This window comes from Roseibium sp. RP-7, from assembly GCF_053005225.1.
This window is the reverse complement of record NZ_JBRKQA010000001.1, coordinates 1,602,913-1,622,704: the sequence shown is the minus strand read 5'-3', so window position 1 is coordinate 1,622,704 and position 19,792 is coordinate 1,602,913. Positions and strand designations below refer to the sequence as shown.

Here is a 19,792-nt window from a genome sequence, read left to right as displayed (position 1 = left end):
GATCCGCCTAAAACGTTTGAGAAATGCCCAGCCGGAAACGCAAGAAGCCGTTTTCAGCCGGATCCAGAAATGTCGGATGGGCCAGAGCCCGCTCATAAGCCACTTCGCCGGTCACGATGCCGCCGCTCAGCCGCAGGCCGACCGCACCGCCCATCAGCTCTCCGCCTTCCAGCGGATCGTCGGCATCTTCCAGGACGCCGCCGGCATCCAGACCGGCAAACACCTGCGGCAGACCGAATAGCCGTTTCAGGTTGTCCGGAGCTTTGCTGGCGAATGCGGGGGTGAAGCCAAGCTCGAGCTGGCTGTAGCCACCGGCATCCCCCGACAGGCTGACATCGCGAAACCCGCGAACGGACAGCGGCCCGCCGATGGTTACCCTTTCGGAGGCAAACAGCGTGTCAGGCGAAAAAGCGCCATAGGTGCTGGCCTGGAAGGAAAGCTGGCCGACCGGGTTCTGCCAGACCCGCTGGTAGAACCCCGACAGCGTCACCTGGCTGAACTGAGCCACCGGCGTGCCATCCAGCTGGCGACTGTCCTTCTGGGCGGCAAAGCCCTCCAGCCCCTGCTTGAAGGCGATACTGGCCTGTCCGAACCCGCCGGCAATCCGGCCGCTGATCTTCGTGGACGCTTCCAGAACGGCCAACCGCTGGCTGGAGGCATCGATGAAGATCTCTTCAATGAAGTTGTTGGCTTCCTTCAGCGAGAACGCGCCGCCGGCACGCCAGACAAAGCGTCCATTCCGGTGCAGCACCCGGTCGAGCTCCACGCGGCCTTCCCAGCTGGTGCCATCATAGGAATAGTCGCCCGACGGGCTTTCCAGGCGGGACAGATAGTCCAGATACGACCCGCTGATGTTGACGGTCCAATACCGCCAGGGCACGGACAGATAGGCGTTGATCGAGCGCGAGTAGATACGCTCGTCCAGCCTGTCGAGCGAGCTGCGGGCAGATATCGTCAACAGCTCGTTCAACCCGAGCACGTCCTCAAAGCCGGCGATGCCGTTCCACTGATGACGGCCGGTGCTGGTGGCCCCGCCATTGTCCAGCGATGCGGACAGTTGCACCGCGTAGGCGTCTTTCACCTCGATGGTGACGATGCTCTGGCCAACGCCCGCGCCCGGCTCGATACGGATGACGGCTTCCTTCGATCCCAGCCGGTTGATCTGCTCCAGCCCCTGCTCGAAATCGCGGATATTCATGATCCGGCCGGATCGCTCGCCGAAAAGCTGCGTTGCCCCTCGCCGTGCCTTGCCGTTTTCCTGAAGGCGAACTTCGGACACCGAGCCCTCGACAATGAGGACACGCAATTCGCCGGAACCGAGATCTTGCGGCACCAGATAGGCGCGCGAGGTGACGAAGCCCTTCTCGACGTAATAATTGGTCGCCGTTCTGAGCACGTTCTGGATGTCGGTCAGCGTCAGGCAGGCGCCCTGACGGTTGCGGACCAGCAACTCCAGTTGGTTTGCCGGAACGCGCTTTGCGCCTTCGAACCGGATCCTGTCGACGTCAACACATGGTCCCTCACCGCCGGTTGCCTGCGGCAGCAGATCCGGCGAACGCTGGGATGGTTCCGTCGTTCCGCCCAGAAAACGGTCACGCTCCAACCGGCGCTGCTGTTCCTCGCGCTCGATGATCTGCTGCTGCTGGCGCAGCACGTTCTCGATCCCCGCAGGCGTTTGAGCCGCCCCGGGCAGTGCAAACAGCAGTGCCCCTGCAAGCGGAGCCAGGAAACGCGCAAGTGCTCGCATGGTGTCAGTCGGTCGTCTTGCCTGCGGAAAGGTCCTTCAACCGGGCCAATGCGGCAGCGGACCCCTGCAGCGAAAACTCGATGCGGACCTGCTTGTCGTTGGTGGCGGTGACACCGACTGCGGTGAGCCGATTGCCCGTCCGGAGTTTTTCAAGGGCCGTTTCATCCAGCGGTACCGGCACCACGCAGCCTGAGGGAAGGCAGGTCAGGAACTGCGCCTTCGGCAACTCAACGTCATCCACCGCAAGTGTGAGGCCTTGCGAGAAGGCCAGGCCAAAGGGCGCCAGAACCGTCAGCACCGGCCCTTCCCCGGCCCGTTCCTCGACCAACAAGGCGGACAGACGCTGCCCGGTCTTTTGCTGCACCAGCTCCTGCGTCATCCGGCAGGTGCGTGTTTCGGCCTCCACGCACGTCACCGTCCAAGCCTTGAACCGTTCAGTGAGGGTCTTCTGGTCCGGCTGTTCCGATTGGGCGGAGGCTTGCGTGCACACAGCCAGCAAACCTGCTGCCACCAGCACCGGTTTCCAGTACTTGCGGCGATGTCCAAGCCTCAAGGACCTCGCATTGCGATGACCGGAGACGAAATTCGGCGGTACGAAAAATTGGAAAAACATTGTCTGTGCCTGGAGTATCTGTTTTTTGACGGACAGCACGCAGGGCGTGCAGAGGCGTTCTGCCGGGAGAGCCGGCAGGCCAATGATCAGGATCGTAAAAAGGCAGCTATCGTCGCCGACCCTTCAAATTCAGAACCGGCAAGTTGTTCAAAAAAAAGCGAAACTGTTGCGCATTGTCTATTCCCGCATTGTCTTTTTTGTTAATGCTGCCCTAAGGGTTTAAGCCACAGGTTGCAAGCAATTTTTGCGGGAAAATTGCCTCATATGGTTGAGGATTTTTGTTTAGCAATCGATTTAATTTCAGTTTTATTTCTCAAAACTCTCAATCAAAACGAGCACTTGCTAGTATCTTCCAGTCGGGCAAGCAAGTGGCGCGCAGCCTGATCAAACCACGCTTTTTATCGGGGACGAATGTAAAGACCGGTCTCGAGAGACGGGCCACAACGGCAGCAGGTTGCAAAACCAGGTCTGAAACGCACAGCTCCAGCAAGGAAGGCAACGGGCATCGCAAGTGCCAATTCGATTAGCCGAGACGGTGGTCTTGGGAAGAAAACGTCGACGCAGGTGTACCAATCGCTGCGGGCGAAAACAGGTCCGCAGGCATTGCAGGTCGCGAGGCGCTCAAATTGGAAGGAAGAAAATGGTCGGAGTGAGAGGATTCGAACCTCCGACCCCCTCGTCCCGAACGAGGTGCGCTACCAGGCTGCGCTACACTCCGACACAGAATATGAGCTTAGAGAGCTAGGCTCATCGGGAACAGCTGGGCAAGCCCTCGCTGCGTGGAGGGTCATTTAGCAAAGCTGATCTGATCCCGCAAGCGATTTGCATTGCCGAATGTCACTTTTTTGAAACTGTGAACAACCTCGGCAAGGCAAGGGCGAATTACGCCGCTTTCCAGCGGACACGCCAAGTCCGGCTTGCCATTCCGCCAACTTGAAGCGGATTGAAACGGCCTCCAATCGTCCCGGCGATGGCTTTGCAACGCACCTGGGGAAAACCGGTCCTTCCCCGTCAAAGTTTGCTCTTGTGGAGACTTGCGCAAAGGATCGAGGCTCGCTATACAGCGTCCCCACGGCCTTGGGGTGTAGCCAAGCGGTAAGGCAGCGGTTTTTGGTACCGCCATGCGAAGGTTCGAATCCTTCCACCCCAGCCAGTCTTTCTTCCCTTAAAAGACATCTTCTAGCCTTGCCCGTTTCGGGCCGTGCTGCCACGTGCGACGACCTCGTAACCGAGATCAACCACCGGCTGTTCCGGCTCAATTCCGGCAAGGGCACCCGTCAGCATGCGAAAGGCATCGCGTCCCATGGCCAGGCGGAACGTGCGCACGCTAGTGATCGGCGGGTTGGCGGCGGCCATCATTTCCAGATCGTTGAAACCGCAGATCCCCATCTGATCCGGAACACGGATGCCGCGCCGCTGGCACTCGAACAGGGCGCCGAGCGCAAGGTCATCGTTGTTGCACAGGATCGCATCGGTTTCCGGCGCCTTCGACAGAAGGTCGGCGACCAGTTCGCAGCCAAGGGTGACGGTTGAAGGACGCGGTGTCGTCACGATCCGGCCCGCATCGAAGACACCTGCCTTTTCCGCCTCCCCGCGAAACCCGGCAAGGCGGCGCTGGCTGCGCGGGTCGAGCCGGGCAGCGATATAGCCCGGACGCCTGTATCCGGCAGCAAGAAGATGACGAGTTGCCGCGGCAGAAGCTTCCACGTGGGAAAAGCCGACCATCATGTCATATGGCGCCGGCCCGCACTCCATGATCTGGACGATGCGGCAGTCCGCCCGCTCCAGCAGCCGGGCCGTGTCTTCCGACTGATCGAGACCTGACAGGACCAGGCCAGCGGGACGCTGGCTCAGGAAGGTTCGCACAAGGCTTTCTTCTTCAAGTGGGGAATAGCGGGAATTGCCGAGCTGGATCTGCCATTTCGACCCTTCAGCCGCTTCATAGATGCCTCGCATGACATCGGAAAACACGTTGTTGGTTACTGACGGCACGATGACGCCGATGACGTTGGTCTTGCCCGCAGCAAGCGCGCTGGCCGCCGGATCCGGCACGTATCCGAGCCTGTCCACTACCTCCCGGATTTTGGTCAGTGTCTTGGCGGAGACCTTGTCAGGATCACGTAGCGCGCGCGACACGGTCATAGCGCTAACACCAGCTTCCCGGGCAACATCGGCGATCGTGATTTTCAAATTATTCAACCATTACAATTATTTATACCGTTGCAAATCAACTCTTCGATAATATCCCAGAAAAAAGTGTTTGACAAATGTTAGCGCTATCATTTTCAATACGCCCAACAACGAGATCATTCGGGGACGGAAATGCAGGGTGAATTGCCATCAGCCTCTGGCGAAACGGCCATCGTCGTGATGGGCGTTTGCGGCGCCGGCAAAAGCCTGCTGGCGAACCGCCTCGCGGACAGGCTTGGCGTCGGCATGGTTGAAGCTGACGACTTTCACAGCCCGGAAAACAAGCGCAAGATGGCGGCGGGAAAAGCGCTGACCGATGCCGACCGCATGCCCTGGCTCGACGCCGTGTCACTTGCCGCCAAGCTGCAGATCTACTGTGCCGGCGGTGCAGTGATCGCCTGCTCCAGCCTGAAGCGCGCCTATCGGGACCGATTACGGGCTGCCCTGCCCTCGTGCATCTTTGTCCACCTGGCAGGAGAACGCGGCCTGATCGCCGAGCGCCTGGGTGGGCGCCAGGGACATTTCGTCGGTGAAACGCTGCTGGACAGCCAGCTGGCGACGCTCGAACCGCTGCAAGTCGGGGAAGCCGGCTTCAGCCTGGATATTTCAAGGCCTGTCGACGAACTTGTCGACAAAGCCATGAAAGAACTGCGGCCAGCAAGGCCGCCTCGTACCACCATCGCCTCTTGAGCGATGACGTTTCGACTAGGGAGGAAATCATGCTCAAACTCTTGACCAGAACCGCTCTTGCCGCCGTTGCGGCCGGTGCGCTTGCCACAACCGCCATGGCTGCGGACTATTCGTTCCGCTTCCAGTCTTCCGACCCGGCAGGCAACCCGAATTTCGTGCTTCAGCAGGGCTGGGCCGCGAGCGTGAAGGAAAAGACCGGCGGCAAGATCGAGGTCGAGTTGCTGCCTGTGGAGTCCATTGTGGCCCACAGCGAGACCCAGGATGCCATCGCATCCGGCATTCTTGACGGCCATATCACCGATACGTCCTACTTTGCCGGCAAGGATCCGGCTTTCGGCCTGATCGCCAACCCGGTCGGCGCCTGGGCGTCGCCGGACCAGATGTTTGCCTTCATGTACGATGGCGGCGGCAAGGACCTGATGAACGAGCTGGTAGAGCCTTACGGCCTGCACTTCATCGGCGCGACGACACCGGGTCTGGAGGCCTTCGTCTCCAAGGTTCCGCTGAACGGTGTTGACGACCTGAAGGGCCTGAAGATGCGTGCGCCTGAAGGCCTGGTGCAGCAGGTCTTTGCAGCGGCTGGCGCTGCTCCGGTCAACCTGCCGGGGTCCGAAGTCTTCACCGCGCTCGACAAGGGTGTGATCGACGCAGCCGACTACTCGGTCTTCTCCACCAACCAGGCACAGGGCATGCACGACGTTGCCCCGAACCCGGTCTATCCGGGCTTCCACTCCATGCCGCTGGTGGAAATTTCCATGAACAAGGCCAAGTGGGATGCCCTGCCGGACGATCTCAAGACCGCCCTTGAAGAAAGCGTCAGGGATTTCGCCAACGCGCAGGTGGCAGCTCTCGCCGAGAGCGACCAGAAAGCCGTTGAGGAAGCCAAGGCCAGCGGCAAGGTGACCGTCACGGACTGGTCGCCGGAAGAACGCGCGAAGTTCCGCTCCATCGCCACTGGCGAATGGGCCAAGGTCGCCGAACGTTCGGACAATGCCCAGAAGGTCTATGACGTTCTGACCAGCTACCTGAAAGAAAACGGCCTGATGCAGTAAGCTGCCTCAATGTGGTTACCTGGCGGGCGCCTTCGGGCGCCCGTTTTGTAAAAGAAGCTGGAGGAAACCTTGGTGGAACCGAACGAAACCCCGGAGCGGGAAAAGGATCCCGGCGCTATTGCCGAGGCCGGCATGCTCGGGCGCTGGATCGACAGGGGCGGCTTGCTGTTTGCCATCGGCATCGTTGCTTCGATGCTGATCCTCATCAACGAAGTGCTTTTGCGCTACGTCTTCAACGCCCCCACAATCTGGGCGCACGAGACCACCATTTTCCTGTGCGGCGCCGCCTTTCTCTATGGCGGGCTCTACTGCACCGCGCGCGACCGCCACATCAGGGTCGTGCTGATCTACGACACGTTGCCGCCACCTCTGCGGCGTGTCCTTGACGTCGTCATCTCGCTCATCTGCATGGTGGCCAGCACCTTTTTTGCCTACGCCAGCTGGCTGATGGTTCAGAAGGCGGCTTTTCGGCCCGATGGCAGCTTCCGTCTGGAACGCTCCGGCAGTGCCTGGGACCCTGTCTTCCCGGGCCTGATCAAGGTTTTCCTTCTGGTTGTCATGACGGTGATGGCCGTCCAGTTCCTCATTCTTGCCTATAACTATGCCAGGGGGCGCAAGTGACAGAGTTCTTCGGCTCCCTTCAAGGGCTCGGCATCGAGACCGGCACGCTGCTCATGTTCGCGATGCTGCTGGTGCTGCTGGTCTCCGGCATCCCGCTTGCCTTCGTCACCCTGCTGGTTGCGCTGATCTTCGCGCTCGGCTGGTTCGGCCCCATGGTCGTGCCGCTGATCACCAGCCGGGTCTACTCCTTCGTCGGTTCCTTCGTCTTCGTCTCCGTGCCGATGTTCGTTCTGATGGCGGCAATCCTTGATCGATCAGGCATCGCCAGAGATCTGTTCGACGCCATGAAGCTGCTGGGCGGACGCCTGCGCGGCGGGGTCGCTATCCAGACCATCGTCGTGGCAGTGATCCTGGCGGCCATGAGCGGCATCATCGGCGGCGAAGTCGTGCTGCTCGGCCTTGTTGCGCTGCCCCAGATGCTGCGCCTCGGCTACGACAAGCACCTGGCCATCGGCGTCGTGTGCGCAGGCGGTGCGCTCGGCACCATGGTACCGCCGTCCATCGTACTCATCATCTACGGCCTTACCGCGAATGTCTCGGTCGGCGATCTCTTCACCGCCGCCTTTCTGCCGGGTCTGATGCTGGCTGGTTTTTATGTCGCCTACGTCCTGATCCGGGCCTACCTCAACCCAACCATCGCACCGGTACAGGACGATGAACCTGTACCGATGGCGGAAAAACTCCGTCTCCTGAAGGGGCTGATCCTGCCGCTTACCGTCGTTGCCGGCGTGCTTGGCTCCATTTACGGCGGCATCGCGAGTGTCACCGAAGCATCGGCGGTCGGCGTTGCCGGGGTGCTGTTGTCGACGTTGGTTCGGGGGGAATTTACACTCGAGCTTCTGAAAGGTGCCGCCCTGCAGACGCTTCAGACCGTCGGCATGATCGTGTGGATCGGCATCGGTGCAAGTGCTCTGGTCGGAGTGTTCAACCTGATGGGCGGCATCAAGTTCGTCTCGGCCCTCATATCCGGCATCTCCGACAATCCGACCATCATCCTGCTGTTCATGATGCTGATCCTGTTCGTGCTCGGCATGTTTCTGGACTGGGTCGGGATCGCGCTGCTGACGATGCCGATCTTCGTGCCGATCATCAAGGATCTCGGCTACGATCCGGTCTGGTTTGGCGTTCTGTTCTGCATGAACATGCAGGTGTCGTTCCTGTCACCGCCGTTCGGGCCTGCCGCCTTCTACCTGAAGAGCGTGGCCCCACCGGGCATAACGCTGGCAACGATCTTCCGCTCGCTGCTGCCGTTCATCGCCCTGCAGATACTCGCCGTAGGTATCCTGCTGTTCTTCCCGGCCATCACCGGGCGGTAAGGCAAAAACGAAAACCGCCCGTGGACATACGGGCGGTTTCTTTTTTTGCGATGCCTCTGCTCGCCAATCCGACTATGCGTGACGCAAATCAGGATCGGAGCGGCATTGGTCTTTCGGATATTAAGGTGCCCATTTCATCTGCACCGGCACCCCGATCCCGGATCTTCGCTGCGCTGCGTCCGGGATGACCAACTGAAAGGGGAAACTGCGCCGAGAAACCAAAAGTTGGGTGGCAGCCTTTGCTCACTGTCAAAACCAGCCTCCCCATCGTCATCCCGGCCAAGCGCAGCGTGAGCCGGGATCGGAGAGGCACTGGTCTTTCGGTTTTGAAGATACCCGGTCACCTGCCCCAACTGGCGCGAACCGGGTCTCCAATGCCGGATCTCAGCTGCGCTGTATCCGGGATGACTGCGTTTGGGTGAAAGCCAGCCCAAAGCCTGCTTTCCAGTGTTGTCACTCGCCCGGCTGTTGACCGATCGTCCTTGCCGCGTCCAGTTCCTTGTGGAGGCGCTCTTCTTCCTGAACGGCCGGTGTGATGAACCGTCCGAGCAGGAGATAGGCAACCGGCGTCAGGAACAGGGTCGAGACAGTCGCAAGGCCCAGACCTCCGACAATGACAAACCCCAGGGCAATTCGCGCTTCTGCCCCGGCCCCGCTTGCCATGATCAGCGGCACGCCGCCGACAATGGTACAGATCATGGTCATCATCACCGGTCTCAGGCGGATGTTCGAGGCATTCTCGATCGCTTCGCGCAGTCCCTGCCCGCGATCCCGCAGCTGGTTAGCAAATTCCACGATCAGGATGCCGTTCTTCGCCATGATGCCCACAAGCAGCACGAGGCCGATCTGGGAATAGACGTTGAGTGTCGTCCCAGTCAGCAGCATGGCGAAGACAGCGCAGGCCAGGCCAAGCGGAACCGTCGCCATGATGATGAGGGCACTGATGAAGCTCTCGAACTGGGCCGCCAGCACCAGCAGGATGATGATGATCGCAAAGCCGAACGTGCGCGCCATGGAGGATGACTGTTCACCCAGCGTTGCCGTTTCCGCCAGCGGCACGATACGGGCACCGGGTGGCAACAACGGTTCGGCGATCTTCAGCGCTTCCTCATAGGCATTGCCGAGGGCGAAATCGTCGGCAAGACCTGCCGTAACAGCGACGGAGCGCAGCTGCTGTTCCCTGGCAAGAGAAGGCGGCACGGCCTTTTCCACCAGGCTGGCAATGGTCGACACGGGTACGAAGCGGCCATCACCTGTCTTGATGAAGATGTTCTCCATGTCCGTCGGATCGTTGATCGGATTGGACGTGGAGACGAATTTCACGTCATAGGCCTGATCGTTGATGAAAACCTGACCGATCTTGCGACCGTCCAGCATGGCCTGCATGGCCGTGCCCAGTCCGTTGATGTCGATGCCGAGGTCGGAGGCGCGTTCGCGGTCGATGGAAACCGAAAGCTGCGGCTGGGTAGCTTCGGTGGACAGGCGGACCTGCCGGAACCTTGGGTCCTGCTCCATCGCCGAGATGATCTTGTCCGCCGTTGCGCCGAGCGTCGCATAGTCGTTGCTGCCGGCGACGGCAAACTGAAGGCCGGACCCGGCACCGCGAATGCCTAGGCTGTTGGGCTGGAAGGCGAAGGCCCGCACACCCGGTACATCGCGCACAAGCGCACTGACCTCGGACAGGATCTGCTGCTGCGACCGCTCGCGCTGGTCCCACGGCGCCAGACGCATGACGATGAAGCCGCTGTTCTTGGAACCGCCTGTTCCCGCAATCGAGAAGGTGCTATTGATCTCACCGCTTTCGCGGTAAGGCTCCAGCAGGTTTTCGATCTGGCGCATCTGCTGAGACAGGTAATCAAGGCTCACGCCCTGAGGCGCGGAAATGCGCATGAAGGCAATCGAGCGGTCTTCAGTCGGCGTCAGTTCCGACTTGATGGTGGGAAACAGGACACCCGCGGTGGCTGCAAACAGCAGCGAAATAGCCACGACCACCATCGGCGCATCAAGGCATGCATGCAGGCAGCGCCGGTAGAGCGCACTCAACATCCGCCCCAGACCGCCGGCACCGCCCCCGTGATCTTCGGCCTTGCCGGCCGGTTTGCTCTTGAGAATGCGCGAGGCCAGCATGGGACACAGCGACAGCGCCACGATGGAGGACAGGAACACCGCGATGGCGAGTACGAAGCCGAATTCGCGGAACAGCCCGCCGGTCTGCCCCGGCAGGAAGGAGAGCGGTACAAAGACGGCAATCAGTGTCGCCGTTGTCGCCAGCACCGCGAAGAAGACCTCTTCGGCACCCAGAACCGCCGCAGCGCGTGGTCCGATGCCTTCGTTTCGCCTGCGCACGATGTTTTCCAGCACCACGATGGCATCGTCGACCACAAGGCCTGTTGCCAGAACCAGCGCCAGAAGCGTCAGGATGTTGATGGAGAACCCGGCAAGATAGATCGCCGCAAGTGTGCCGATCAGCGCCACCGGCAGGGACACGCCCGGAATGATGGTTGCCCGCCAGTCCCACAGGAAAATGAAGATGATCAGCAGAACGATGCTGACCGAGATGGCGAGGGCAATCTCGACTTCATGAATGGCGCCATTGATGAAGGTGGCGTCATCGCTGGTGACCTCAATGGTCATGCCTTCGGGCAGGTTCTCCTGGATACGGTCGACCGCGGAGCGAACGCCTTCCGAAATCTCGAGCGTGTTCGACTGGGCCGAGCGAATGACGCCAAGACCGATGCCCGACTTGCCGTTGGCGCGCAGCTGTGTCTGGCCCAGATCCGGGCCAAGTGTCACCGTCACGAAGTCGCGGAGCCTTGCGCGGCGATTGATGATGACGCTTTCGAATTCTTCGGGCGTATCAATGGAAGCCGTGGCGCGGACGATCAGATCCTGGTTCTGACTGGTCAGCGAGCCTGCCGGCGTATCGAAGGCCATGGAGGACAGGGCATTGGCCACATCCGCGATAGTCAGATTGAGGCTGGCCATCTTGGCCTGGTCGATGTCGATCCGGAAGATCTTGTCGCGGTCACCGTAGACCTGGACGTCCGCGACACCCGGAACAGCGGCAAGGACGTCGGAAATCTCGTCTTCCACCAGCACCGTCATGTCCTCGACCGACATGCGGTCGGAAGTCAGACCCAGGCGCAGTACCGGCTGGGCGTTGGCATCAGCCTTGATGATACGGGAAGGCTCGGCGTCCTCGGGCAGATCGTTGGTGATGCGCCCGAGCGCATCGCGCATGTCGGAAGCGGCAACGTCCAGATCGACATCATCGGAAAATTCCACGGTCACACGGCTTCGACCGAAGGAGGACGATGAAGAGATAGACTTCACGCCGGAGACACGTGCCACTGCGCCTTCGATGACACCGGTCACTTCACGGTCGATGGTCTCGGCAGCTGCGGCCGGATAATCCGTGCTGACGGTGATGACCGGGCGGTCGACATCGGGCAGTTCGCGCACTTCGATGCCGAAAATTGCCGCGATCCCCGCAACCACGATCAGCATGTTGATCACGAAGGCAAGAACCGGACGCCGCACGAACAGGCCAGTGATGCCAAGTTCCTTCAAACGGTCCATCTGCATGGCAATCTCTCCAAGACCTTCAGGTCAATTCTCAGGAACCGCTTTGGCTGGAAGCAGTTGTCGCCGGAGTGTCCGATGCCGGAGCCTGTTTGCGGTCAGCAACCGTCACGTCGGCCCCGTTGCGAACCAGGTGAATGCCTTCGGTCACGACCTCGTCGTTGACCGTCAGCTCCGCGTCGACCAGCACGCTGTCGGTATTGCGCTGGATAATGCTGACCGGGACACGAACGCCCTTGCCTTCACGCACGGCCCAGACGAAGGCACCGTCGGAACCCCATTGCACGGCCAGCGGATCAACCGCCGGATACTTGTCGCCGGGAAACTTCATCGATACCTGGAACGACATGCCGGCTCTCAACTTGTCGGCCTTGTTCGGAAAACGGGCACGAACCTGAAGTGTGCGGCTGTCGATATCGATGCGGTTGTCGACGGCACTGATGACACCCTCGAAGGTTTCACCCGGGCGGGCGACCGACGTGGCGGTGATCGGAGATCCCACTGCGATAGCAGAGGCGAACCGCTCCGGAACCCAGAAATCGACAAGAATTTCGCTGCGGTCGTCAATGGTTGCGATGACGGTCTGCGAGGAAACGTAATTGCCTGCGGTAATGGGAAGAATGCCGACCACGCCGGCGATCGGAGTTTCGATGGAGCGGCGGGAGAGCGCCAGTTCGGCTTCGCGAAGTTGCAGCCGCGCATTGTCTACCGAGAGTTCCGCGTCTGTCACCTGAACAGCCGTAGCCGTATTGGTTTTCCGCAGCACCTGCATACGCTGAAGCCGGGCCTCGGCATCTTTCAGAGCATTTGCGGCTCTCTCGACGGCGATCTGCTCGGCGTCCAGATCCAGTTTGGCAATGGCATCTCCTGCCTTCACGGTGGCACCGGACTTGACCAGAACCTCGGTCATGCGGCCGCTTGTATAAGGCGTCACGGCAACAGACTGCAGTGCCGTGCTGGTACCGATCGCCGACAGACGGTCATTGATCGTGATTTCGACGACCGGCGTTGCAACGACGGCACCTTGCGGCCCACCCCGGCCACGCCGTGGCTGATCACCTCCGCTTGGCGCTGCATCGGCGACGACAAAATCCAGCCAGTCGATCCCCCAGGCGGACAGGTGCGCGCCGGCTCCCGGATAATAACGAACCCAGAGTCCCGCCGCCACGATGACAACCAGGAGGGTGAGAACGAGCTGTTTCCAAATTGACAATTGGAACTCCGATCAGAACTTGCCGGCACTGCCGAAAACGGTTGTTTCCTGAAACCAGTTATCTACGGCAATTCCCGTATGCCAACAATCGATAAGGTGTACCAATTTGTAAGCGAAACGACACGCTTTCACGCCAATGAGTTGTTCCATCTTTGCAAATTCTACCTATGATATAGAAACTGACTGCCGGAACCGCCGCGAGAGCGTCTTCTGGCCGGGATTTCTATCCAGATAGCGTAGTGATTGCCCGAAACCAGTGCCGACGTCCGGCACCGGTTCTCTTTCAGGATGGCAGGATCTGTCCCTATGCGGCGTCGTCAACGCGGCGCAGGGATGCTTGCCGGGTCAGGATCTGGCGGCGGGCAAACGCGGCGATGAAAACGGCTGTCAAAATGAGGACGATGGTGGGGGCCGGTGCGCTGTCCAGAAAGAAGCTGGCGTAGGTGCCTGCGACCATTGACACCATGCAGACCAGCACCGACACGTAAAGCATCGACTTGAAGGTGCGGACCAAAAGGAATGCGATCGCCCCCGGTGCAATGAGCAAGGCAACCGCCAGGATAAGGCCCGCAGCAGAAAGCGTTGCCACGATCGTCAGCGACAGTGCCGCCAGAAGGCCGTAGTGCAACAGCTTTACCGGCAAACCGGAGGCCTGAGCCTGGGCTGGATCGAAACTGTGCAACAGAAGGTCTTTCCACTTCAGCACCAGCCCACCGCCGACAACGAGGGCAATAACGCCTGCGGTGACAAGTTCGTGCTGCTCCACGCCTAGCATGTTGCCGAACAGGATATGGTCCAGATGAGCGTTTGTCCGGATCGAGACGTAAAGCACGATGCCGACACCGAACATGCCGGAAAACACGACCCCCATCACGGTATCCTGCTTCACCCGGCTGTTGCCTGACAGGTAACCCGTCAGAACGGCACAGACCATGCCGGCGGCAAAAGCGCCGCCGATCAATGGTATGCCAAAGATGTAAGCCAGTACGATGCCAGGTAGAACTGCGTGGCTGACAGCATCCCCCATCAGGGCCCAACCCTTGATCACCAGGAAGCTCGACAAGAGTGCTGTCGGGATGGACACGATCACGCAGATCAGAAACGCGTTCTGCATGAAGGGGAACTTGAACGGCAGAAGCAGTGTCTCGAGGTCCATCAGGCCTGATCTCCCGCTTCTGATTTCGCAACGTCCGCAGCGTATCCCCGGCGAAGAGCTTCCGCCGACTTGCGCCTGGCGGCCAGAAGGCCGTGCTTTGGCGCCAGAACGAATGTGAACAGGAAGATCAGGGTCTGCAAGGTGACAATGATACCGCCTGTGGCCCCGTCCAGAAAGTAGCTGATATAGGCTCCGGCAAAGCTGGTCAGCGTGCCGATCGCGATGGAGGTCAGGATCAGGCGCGGGAAGCGGTCGCACAAGAGGTAGGCTGTTGCACCGGGCGTGACCACCATCGCAATAACGAGAAAGGCCCCGACCGTCTGCATGGCCGCAACCACGGAAGCGGACAGAAGCACGAAGAAGATTGCCTTGAGGAGACCGGGCCTCAGACCGATTGTGCGGGCATGGCTTTCGTCAAAGAAAGTGACCATCAGATCCTTCCACTTGAGCGTCAGGATCGCCAGCGACACAAAGCCGATGATGGCCAGTTGCAGGGTATCTTCCGGCGTGATGGCCAGAATGTTGCCCATGGTGATCGTCTGGACCGAGACCGACATGGGGTTGATGGAAACGATAAAGAGACCAAGGCCGAAGAAAGACGTGAAGATGAGGCCGATGATGACGTCGACCTTGAGGCCCGAACGTTCGGACAGGAACAGCATGGCCCCGGCTGCAAGTCCGCCTGCCAGAAAGGCCCCAAGGGAAAACGGCAGGCCCAGGATATAGGCACCTGCCACCCCCGGCACGACCGAGTGAGACAGGGCATCGCCGATCAGCGACCAGCCTTTCAACATCAGGTAGGACGACAGGAAGGCGCAAACCCCGCCAACAAGTGCGGAAACCCACATGGCATTGGTCATGTAGCCGTATTGAAAGGGTTCGAGAAGATAGGCGAAACTGAAAGGCTCCATCAGTCGCGCGCCTCTCTTGTCTGCACTTCGTCGCCATATTGAACGAACGGGCGCTCGTCGTCGGTCAGGATCGTCACCGTACGCTGATCGCCATCGGTGTGCAGGGTCTGGTCGGAAATGGTGAAATGGCGCAGCACCCCGCCAAAGGCCTTCTCCAGGTTCTGACGGGTGAAGGTTGTCGCGGTTGGCCCGTAGTCGAGCACCGTTCCCTTGACCAGCACCGTCCTGTCGCAGAATTCGGGAACGGAACCGAGGTTATGGGTGGAGACAAGCATCACCCTGCCCTCGGCCTGTAACTCCCGCAGCAACGCCACGATCTGTTCCTCGGTTTTCACGTCGACGCCGGTGAACGGTTCGTCCAGCAGGATCACCTGGCCGTCCTGGGCAAGAGCGCGGGCGAGAAAGACGCGCTTGCGCTGACCGCCGGAAAGCTCGCCAATCTGCCGATGCCGGAAATCCTGCATGTTCACGCGGGTCAGTGCCTGGTCGACCGCGGCATGATCCGCAGGTTTTGGTCGGCGCAAAAAACCCATGTGGCCATAACGGCCCATCATCACCACGTCTTCCACCAGAACGGGGAATGACCAGTCGACTTCCTCCGATTGGGGAACGTAGGCGACGAGGTTCTTCTTGAGGGCTTCCCGAACGGTCATATCCAGGATCCGGATGCGCCCCTTGGCTGTGGGCACGAACCCCATGATGGCCTTGAACAGCGTCGACTTGCCCGCGCCATTGACGCCGACCAGGGCCGTGACGGTGCCGCGCGGGATCGAGAAGCTGGCGTTCCAGAGTGCCGTATGTCCGTTCCGGTAGGTAACCGTAACGTCTTCGGCGGCAATTCCGCCATCGTCCCTGACGTTGGGCATATCCATAACCGGGTCCTTGATGACATTCAGCATGTAGGCTTTCCAGTACAATCCGAAGTTACTGTGACACAATCAAGGGCAGCATCGGGTCATGCTGCCCGGCAGTCTTTATTACGGGCCATCACTGTGAATTGGATTTCAGCCCCTCGACCACCGTGCTCGAGGTGACCTTCAGCAAGTCCAGGTAGGTGGGCACCTTGCCGTCCGCCTCGCTCAGGGAATCGACATAAAGGTCGCCGCCATATCTCGCGCCGGTTTCCCGGGCCACCTGCTTGGCAGGCGAAGTGTTGACCGTGCTCTCGCAGAAGACGACCGGGATGTCGTGCTCACGCACGCCGTCAATCACCGAGCGGACCTGTTGCGGCGTGCCGACCTGATCGGCGTTGATCGGCCAGAGGTACAGTTCCTTCATGCCGAAATCGCGAGCGAGATAGCTGAACGCGCCTTCACAGGTCACCAGCCAGCGCTTGTCTTCCGGGATATCGGCAACGGCCTGGCGCAGCGGCTCTATGGTTTCGCGCAGCTTTGCCTTGTAGGCATCCGCGTTGCCGGCATAGACCTCCGCATTCTCCGGGTCGTATTGGGCAAATGCCTTGGAGATGTTGTCGATATAGATCAGCGCGTTGTCCAGGCCCATCCACGCATGCGGGTTCGGCTTTCCTTCATAGGAACCCGACGCGATCGAGATCGGTTCGATCCCGTCTGTAAGGGTTACGGAGGGGATGTCGCCTAGGTTGGACAGAAACTGCTCGAACCACCGCTCAAGGTTCATGCCGTTCCACAGGATCAGGTCCGCGTCGGATGCCCGCACGATGTCCTGCGGTGTCGGCTCATAACCGTGGATTTCCGCACCCGGCTTGGTGATCGACACCACGTCGGCGGTCTCCCCGGCAACATTCTGCGCAATGTCGGCAAGAACGGTGAATGTGGTCACCACTTTCATTTTGTCCTGAGCGGAAGCGCCGTTTACCGGTCCGGCTGCAAGTGCCGCAAGAGAGACCGTCAGAAGCAGTTTTTTCAACATCACCATATCCCGGTTCGAACATCATTTCTGCAAGTGATATTGCAACTCATTCGCAACTGTCAAGCTTGTTGCGAATGAGTTGCAATATCATTCTTGTCTTCATGTGCCGTCGCCGAGCGACCCACCTCAGGAAGAACGCGGCGTCACCGGGCAAGCCCAACCTTGTTCCTGCATTAAGGTTGAAGCGTGTCACGCCGATGTATCAATCGAATAAAAAGCACCCCACCGGATCGGAATCCGGTGGGGTGCCGAAGTGTTGCCTTTCCCGTTTGCCGTCAAGCTGCTGCAACGCGGGCCAGGAAGGTTTCGATTCCCTGCTTCAGAGCGTTGCTGCGGTTGCTCAGGTCTCCTGAAGCAGCCAGAACATCCCCCGATGCTTCCTTGGTATCGCCAACCGCCCGGGCGAGGCTGGACATATTGGTCTGAACAGCCTGCGTACTCTGGGCTGCCCGCTGCACATTGCCGGAAATCTCGTTGGTGGCCGCGCCCTGCTGGGTAACGGCCGCCGAGATTCCCTGAGTGTAACCGTTGACCTCTTCCATCGTGTCGGAAATTGCCCCGATGGCCGCGACGGCTTCGCTGGTGGAGTTCTGAATGGTCTGGATCTGGGACGAGATTTCTTCGGTTGCCTTCGAAGTCTGTGTCGCCAGTTCCTTGACCTCGGCGGCCACAACGGCAAAGCCCTTGCCTGCTTCGCCTGCACGAGCCGCTTCGATAGTGGCGTTCAACGCCAGAAGATTGGTCTGTTCCGCAATCGCCTGGATCAGGCTGACCACTTCGCCAATCTTCGAGGCAGCTTCCGCCAGTCCTTGAACCTTGCCATTGGTCTCGTGTACTGCGCTCGTCGCCGACGTGACGATGTCGGAAGACCGGCGTACCTGTTCCCCGATTTCGGCGATGGATGCCGACAGTTCCTCGGCCGCACCGGCAACGTTTTCAACGCTCATGCTGGCGTCTTCACTGACCCTGGAAGTATCGCCTGCCTGTTCCGCACTGCTTTCCGCGATGCCGCCAAGTGCCGAAGCTGTGTTGGACATGCCGGCGGCCGTTTCGTCCAGCGCACCAAGAAGTCCCTGGATTTCACCTCGGAAGTTCTGGATCAGATCTTCGATATCCTGCTGACGCGCATTCTGGGCCTCGCGATGGGCATTCGCTTCGATTTCCAGGCGAATCCGTTCGCGGGCGTTTTCCTGAAACACCTGAACGGTGCGGCTCATGTCTCCGATTTCGTCCCGCTGATCAGTCGAGGGAATGGTGGCGTCGATATCCCCCTCCGCGAGGCGGCCCATGGCTTCGGTCAATGCCCGTGTCGGGCGCGTGATCACGAGAGAAAGAACAAAGGCCAGCAGTCCACCGGCTGCAACGGCAACGACGAGTGCGACCGCGATCAGCCCAAGCGCGGTATCAGCCCGCGCATAAGCTCCCGCGGACTGAGCCTCCGTGAGGGCCGTGATGACACTGCGAACCTTGCCGGACAGTGCAACAAGCTCTGTCCGTCTTACATCAAACGCATCCTTCGCGGTGACCATGGCGGCGAATTCGGCCTCATAAGTGCCAACCTCTGCCTCGATCGACGCAATGGCATCCGCGATTTCCGGGAAAGCGGCACTGTCCGCCTTCAGCAGATTGGCGAGGTAGCGCAGCGTTTCGATACGGTTGAGAACCTCTTCCGCACCAATTGTATCGAAGCCGGCAAAATACTCCATTGTCGCAGAGCGAATATCCAGGGACGCGTTCTGGTACTTGTTCACGTTCACATTGACGAGATCGACGATACCGAGTTTCGACGTTGCCTTGCCGGCAATCGACTTGGCGTCATCGGTTGCCGCATAAACCGTCTTGCGCAAGGCAGAGGCCTGAGTGTGGAGTTTCTCCAGTCCCACTACGAGATCCGCAGCAACGGCAGCCGACACTGGTGCCGGCCGAGCACCGTCCGCTTCCGGCTTCGGCAGTTTTTCACCGAGCGCTGCCGCCATGTCCGCCAATTCCTTGACCTTTGCCGGGTCTACGCCGTCCACCTTCAGCTTTCCGGCCTTCGCTGCTGTCTTTGCCAGGGTCTGCGTGCCCTCCACAATGGCTGCCACCGTTTCAGGCGGAAGATCAGCACCTTCACTCACTTCGGCGATCCTGCCTTCCAGACCGGCGACGAGGTCTTCCATATCCGACAACATGCGCCCGACCTTGTCAGCCCGGTTGCGTGTGCCTGATGCGGTCTTGGCGGCGCCGCCCGCATCACGCTGGATCTTGCTCATCTTGTCGTTGATCTGGGCAGCGATGGTTGCCAGATTGACAGCGGACCGCAGCAACTTGTCGACCTGAGCCTGCCTGTTCTCGACAGCCTGCACGACACCATCAAACTCGCCACCAAGCTGACCTACCAGCGAGATGGCCTCTGCGGTGGCCGTTTCGCCCTCTCCTGGCCCCGAGGCGCCGTCGAGCGTGACCAGCGCAGTTTCCAATTGGTCAATCTGAAACAGGGCTGCGTCAGCCAGCTCCGGTGTGCGATCCGAGAGATAGGCTTCCTGCGCTTGTGCGACCTGCTGAAGGTTTGCCATTGCGGTTGTTGCCTTCGCACTGACATCCGACTGTGTTCTGAGGCCGAGAATAGCGACTGCACCCACGGCACCGACCGCGGCGGCGACCAGAATCATGGCTGCAAAGCCACCGCCTACTTTCGCAGAAAGGCGCACATTCTTTAAAGGTGTAAGTAACCTGGACATTGTTTCCCCCGCACTTTCCGCGATTGAAGGTGTGGGCAGATAAACAATTGGTGAAAAATTTCGGGTTCGACTTTTGTTAGCCGTCACGAAT

At 59.9% G+C, this 19,792-nt stretch carries 14 protein-coding genes and 2 tRNA genes; 5 read left to right on the top strand and 11 right to left on the bottom strand.

All coding sequences use genetic code 11. From position 1 onward, the window contains the following. Window positions 1-7 precede the first annotated feature (7 nt). From ACVDG9_RS07355 to ACVDG9_RS07345, 3 genes are all read right to left on the bottom strand, one after another. The gene (locus tag ACVDG9_RS07355) at window positions 8-1,747 is read right to left on the bottom strand and encodes a ShlB/FhaC/HecB family hemolysin secretion/activation protein (protein WP_447237638.1); all 1,740 of its coding nucleotides are present in this window, start codon (window positions 1,745-1,747) and stop codon (window positions 8-10) included. A gap of 4 nt (window positions 1,748-1,751) precedes the next feature. After that, a complete protein-coding gene (locus ACVDG9_RS07350; RefSeq protein ID WP_447237637.1) occupies window positions 1,752-2,360 on the bottom strand; it encodes an invasion associated locus B family protein in 609 nt (202 codons plus the stop codon). Window positions 2,361-3,001: 641 nt separating this feature from the next. Further along, window positions 3,002-3,078, bottom strand: a tRNA-Pro gene (locus ACVDG9_RS07345). A gap of 360 nt (window positions 3,079-3,438) precedes the next feature. Here ACVDG9_RS07345 and ACVDG9_RS07340 point away from each other — a divergent pair. Further along, window positions 3,439-3,513, top strand: a tRNA-Gln gene (locus ACVDG9_RS07340). A gap of 26 nt (window positions 3,514-3,539) precedes the next feature. Here ACVDG9_RS07340 and gntR read toward each other — a convergent pair. Beyond that, entirely contained in the window at window positions 3,540-4,559 is a 1,020-nt protein-coding gene (gene gntR, locus ACVDG9_RS07335) for an HTH-type transcriptional regulator GntR (RefSeq protein WP_152507182.1), read from the bottom strand. Between the two features lie 123 nt (window positions 4,560-4,682). On the opposite strand from gntR, the gene ACVDG9_RS07330 reads away from it, so the two are divergent. The 4 genes from ACVDG9_RS07330 (at window position 4,683) to ACVDG9_RS07315 (ending at window position 8,229) form a co-directional block, all read left to right on the top strand. Next, on the top strand, window positions 4,683-5,240 hold the full coding sequence (locus ACVDG9_RS07330; RefSeq protein WP_023001566.1) for a gluconokinase: 558 nt from the start codon (window positions 4,683-4,685) through the stop codon (window positions 5,238-5,240). Window positions 5,241-5,269: 29 nt separating this feature from the next. Continuing rightward, a complete protein-coding gene (locus tag ACVDG9_RS07325) occupies window positions 5,270-6,292 on the top strand; it encodes a TRAP transporter substrate-binding protein (protein ID WP_055658597.1) in 1,023 nt (340 codons plus the stop codon). 72 nt (window positions 6,293-6,364) lie between these two features. Further along, window positions 6,365-6,913, top strand: a complete 549-nt coding sequence (locus ACVDG9_RS07320; RefSeq protein ID WP_031269566.1) for a TRAP transporter small permease subunit — start codon at window positions 6,365-6,367, stop codon at window positions 6,911-6,913. A 53-nt stretch (window positions 6,914-6,966) separates the two neighbouring features. Beyond that, the gene (locus ACVDG9_RS07315) at window positions 6,967-8,229 is read left to right on the top strand and encodes a TRAP transporter large permease (protein ID WP_447238293.1); all 1,263 of its coding nucleotides are present in this window, start codon (window positions 6,967-6,969) and stop codon (window positions 8,227-8,229) included. 453 nt (window positions 8,230-8,682) lie between these two features. On the opposite strand, the gene ACVDG9_RS07310 is transcribed toward ACVDG9_RS07315, so the two are convergent. From ACVDG9_RS07310 to ACVDG9_RS07280, 7 genes are all read right to left on the bottom strand, one after another. After that, a complete protein-coding gene (locus ACVDG9_RS07310; RefSeq protein WP_055658594.1) occupies window positions 8,683-11,814 on the bottom strand; it encodes an efflux RND transporter permease subunit in 3,132 nt (1,043 codons plus the stop codon). Window positions 11,815-11,845: 31 nt separating this feature from the next. Continuing rightward, a complete protein-coding gene (locus ACVDG9_RS07305; protein WP_075284163.1) occupies window positions 11,846-13,024 on the bottom strand; it encodes an efflux RND transporter periplasmic adaptor subunit in 1,179 nt (392 codons plus the stop codon). Between the two features lie 304 nt (window positions 13,025-13,328). Continuing rightward, window positions 13,329-14,180 carry a metal ABC transporter permease gene (locus tag ACVDG9_RS07300; protein WP_447237636.1) on the bottom strand — a complete coding sequence of 284 codons (852 nt, stop codon included), beginning with the start codon at window positions 14,178-14,180 and terminating at the stop codon, window positions 13,329-13,331. Then, the gene (locus tag ACVDG9_RS07295; protein WP_370198552.1) at window positions 14,180-15,091 is read right to left on the bottom strand and encodes a metal ABC transporter permease; all 912 of its coding nucleotides are present in this window, start codon (window positions 15,089-15,091) and stop codon (window positions 14,180-14,182) included. Before ACVDG9_RS07295 ends, ACVDG9_RS07300 begins: the two co-directional genes overlap by 1 nt. Next, window positions 15,091-15,957: a manganese/iron ABC transporter ATP-binding protein gene (locus ACVDG9_RS07290; protein ID WP_162493109.1), complete on the bottom strand. Its 867-nt coding sequence runs from the start codon at window positions 15,955-15,957 to the stop codon at window positions 15,091-15,093. Before ACVDG9_RS07290 ends, ACVDG9_RS07295 begins: the two co-directional genes overlap by 1 nt. Before the next feature lie 121 nt (window positions 15,958-16,078). Next, a complete protein-coding gene (locus ACVDG9_RS07285; protein ID WP_228148054.1) occupies window positions 16,079-16,987 on the bottom strand; it encodes a metal ABC transporter substrate-binding protein in 909 nt (302 codons plus the stop codon). 269 nt (window positions 16,988-17,256) lie between these two features. Further along, window positions 17,257-19,632, bottom strand: a complete 2,376-nt coding sequence (locus ACVDG9_RS07280; RefSeq protein WP_447237635.1) for a methyl-accepting chemotaxis protein — start codon at window positions 19,630-19,632, stop codon at window positions 17,257-17,259. Window positions 19,633-19,792 lie beyond the last annotated feature (160 nt).

Bases quoted from the DNA above. Each gene is read 5' to 3' on its own strand.
- ACVDG9_RS07355 (WP_447237638.1), bottom strand. From the start codon at position 1,747: ATGCGAGCACTTGCGCGTTTCCTGGCTCCGCTTGCAGGGGCACTGCTG.
- ACVDG9_RS07350 (WP_447237637.1), bottom strand. From the start codon at position 2,360: ATGTTTTTCCAATTTTTCGTACCGCCGAATTTCGTCTCCGGTCATCGC.
- ACVDG9_RS07330 (WP_023001566.1), top strand. From the start codon at position 4,683: ATGCAGGGTGAATTGCCATCAGCCTCTGGCGAAACGGCCATCGTCGTG.
- ACVDG9_RS07325 (WP_055658597.1), top strand. From the start codon at position 5,270: ATGCTCAAACTCTTGACCAGAACCGCTCTTGCCGCCGTTGCGGCCGGT.
- ACVDG9_RS07315 (WP_447238293.1), top strand. From the start codon at position 6,967: ATGTTCGCGATGCTGCTGGTGCTGCTGGTCTCCGGCATCCCGCTTGCC.
- ACVDG9_RS07310 (WP_055658594.1), bottom strand. From the start codon at position 11,814: ATGCAGATGGACCGTTTGAAGGAACTTGGCATCACTGGCCTGTTCGTG.
- ACVDG9_RS07300 (WP_447237636.1), bottom strand. From the start codon at position 14,180: ATGGACCTCGAGACACTGCTTCTGCCGTTCAAGTTCCCCTTCATGCAG.
- ACVDG9_RS07295 (WP_370198552.1), bottom strand. From the start codon at position 15,091: ATGGAGCCTTTCAGTTTCGCCTATCTTCTCGAACCCTTTCAATACGGC.
- ACVDG9_RS07290 (WP_162493109.1), bottom strand. From the start codon at position 15,957: ATGCCCAACGTCAGGGACGATGGCGGAATTGCCGCCGAAGACGTTACG.
- ACVDG9_RS07285 (WP_228148054.1), bottom strand. From the start codon at position 16,987: ATGGTGATGTTGAAAAAACTGCTTCTGACGGTCTCTCTTGCGGCACTT.
- ACVDG9_RS07280 (WP_447237635.1), bottom strand. From the start codon at position 19,632: ATGATTCTGGTCGCCGCCGCGGTCGGTGCCGTGGGTGCAGTCGCTATT.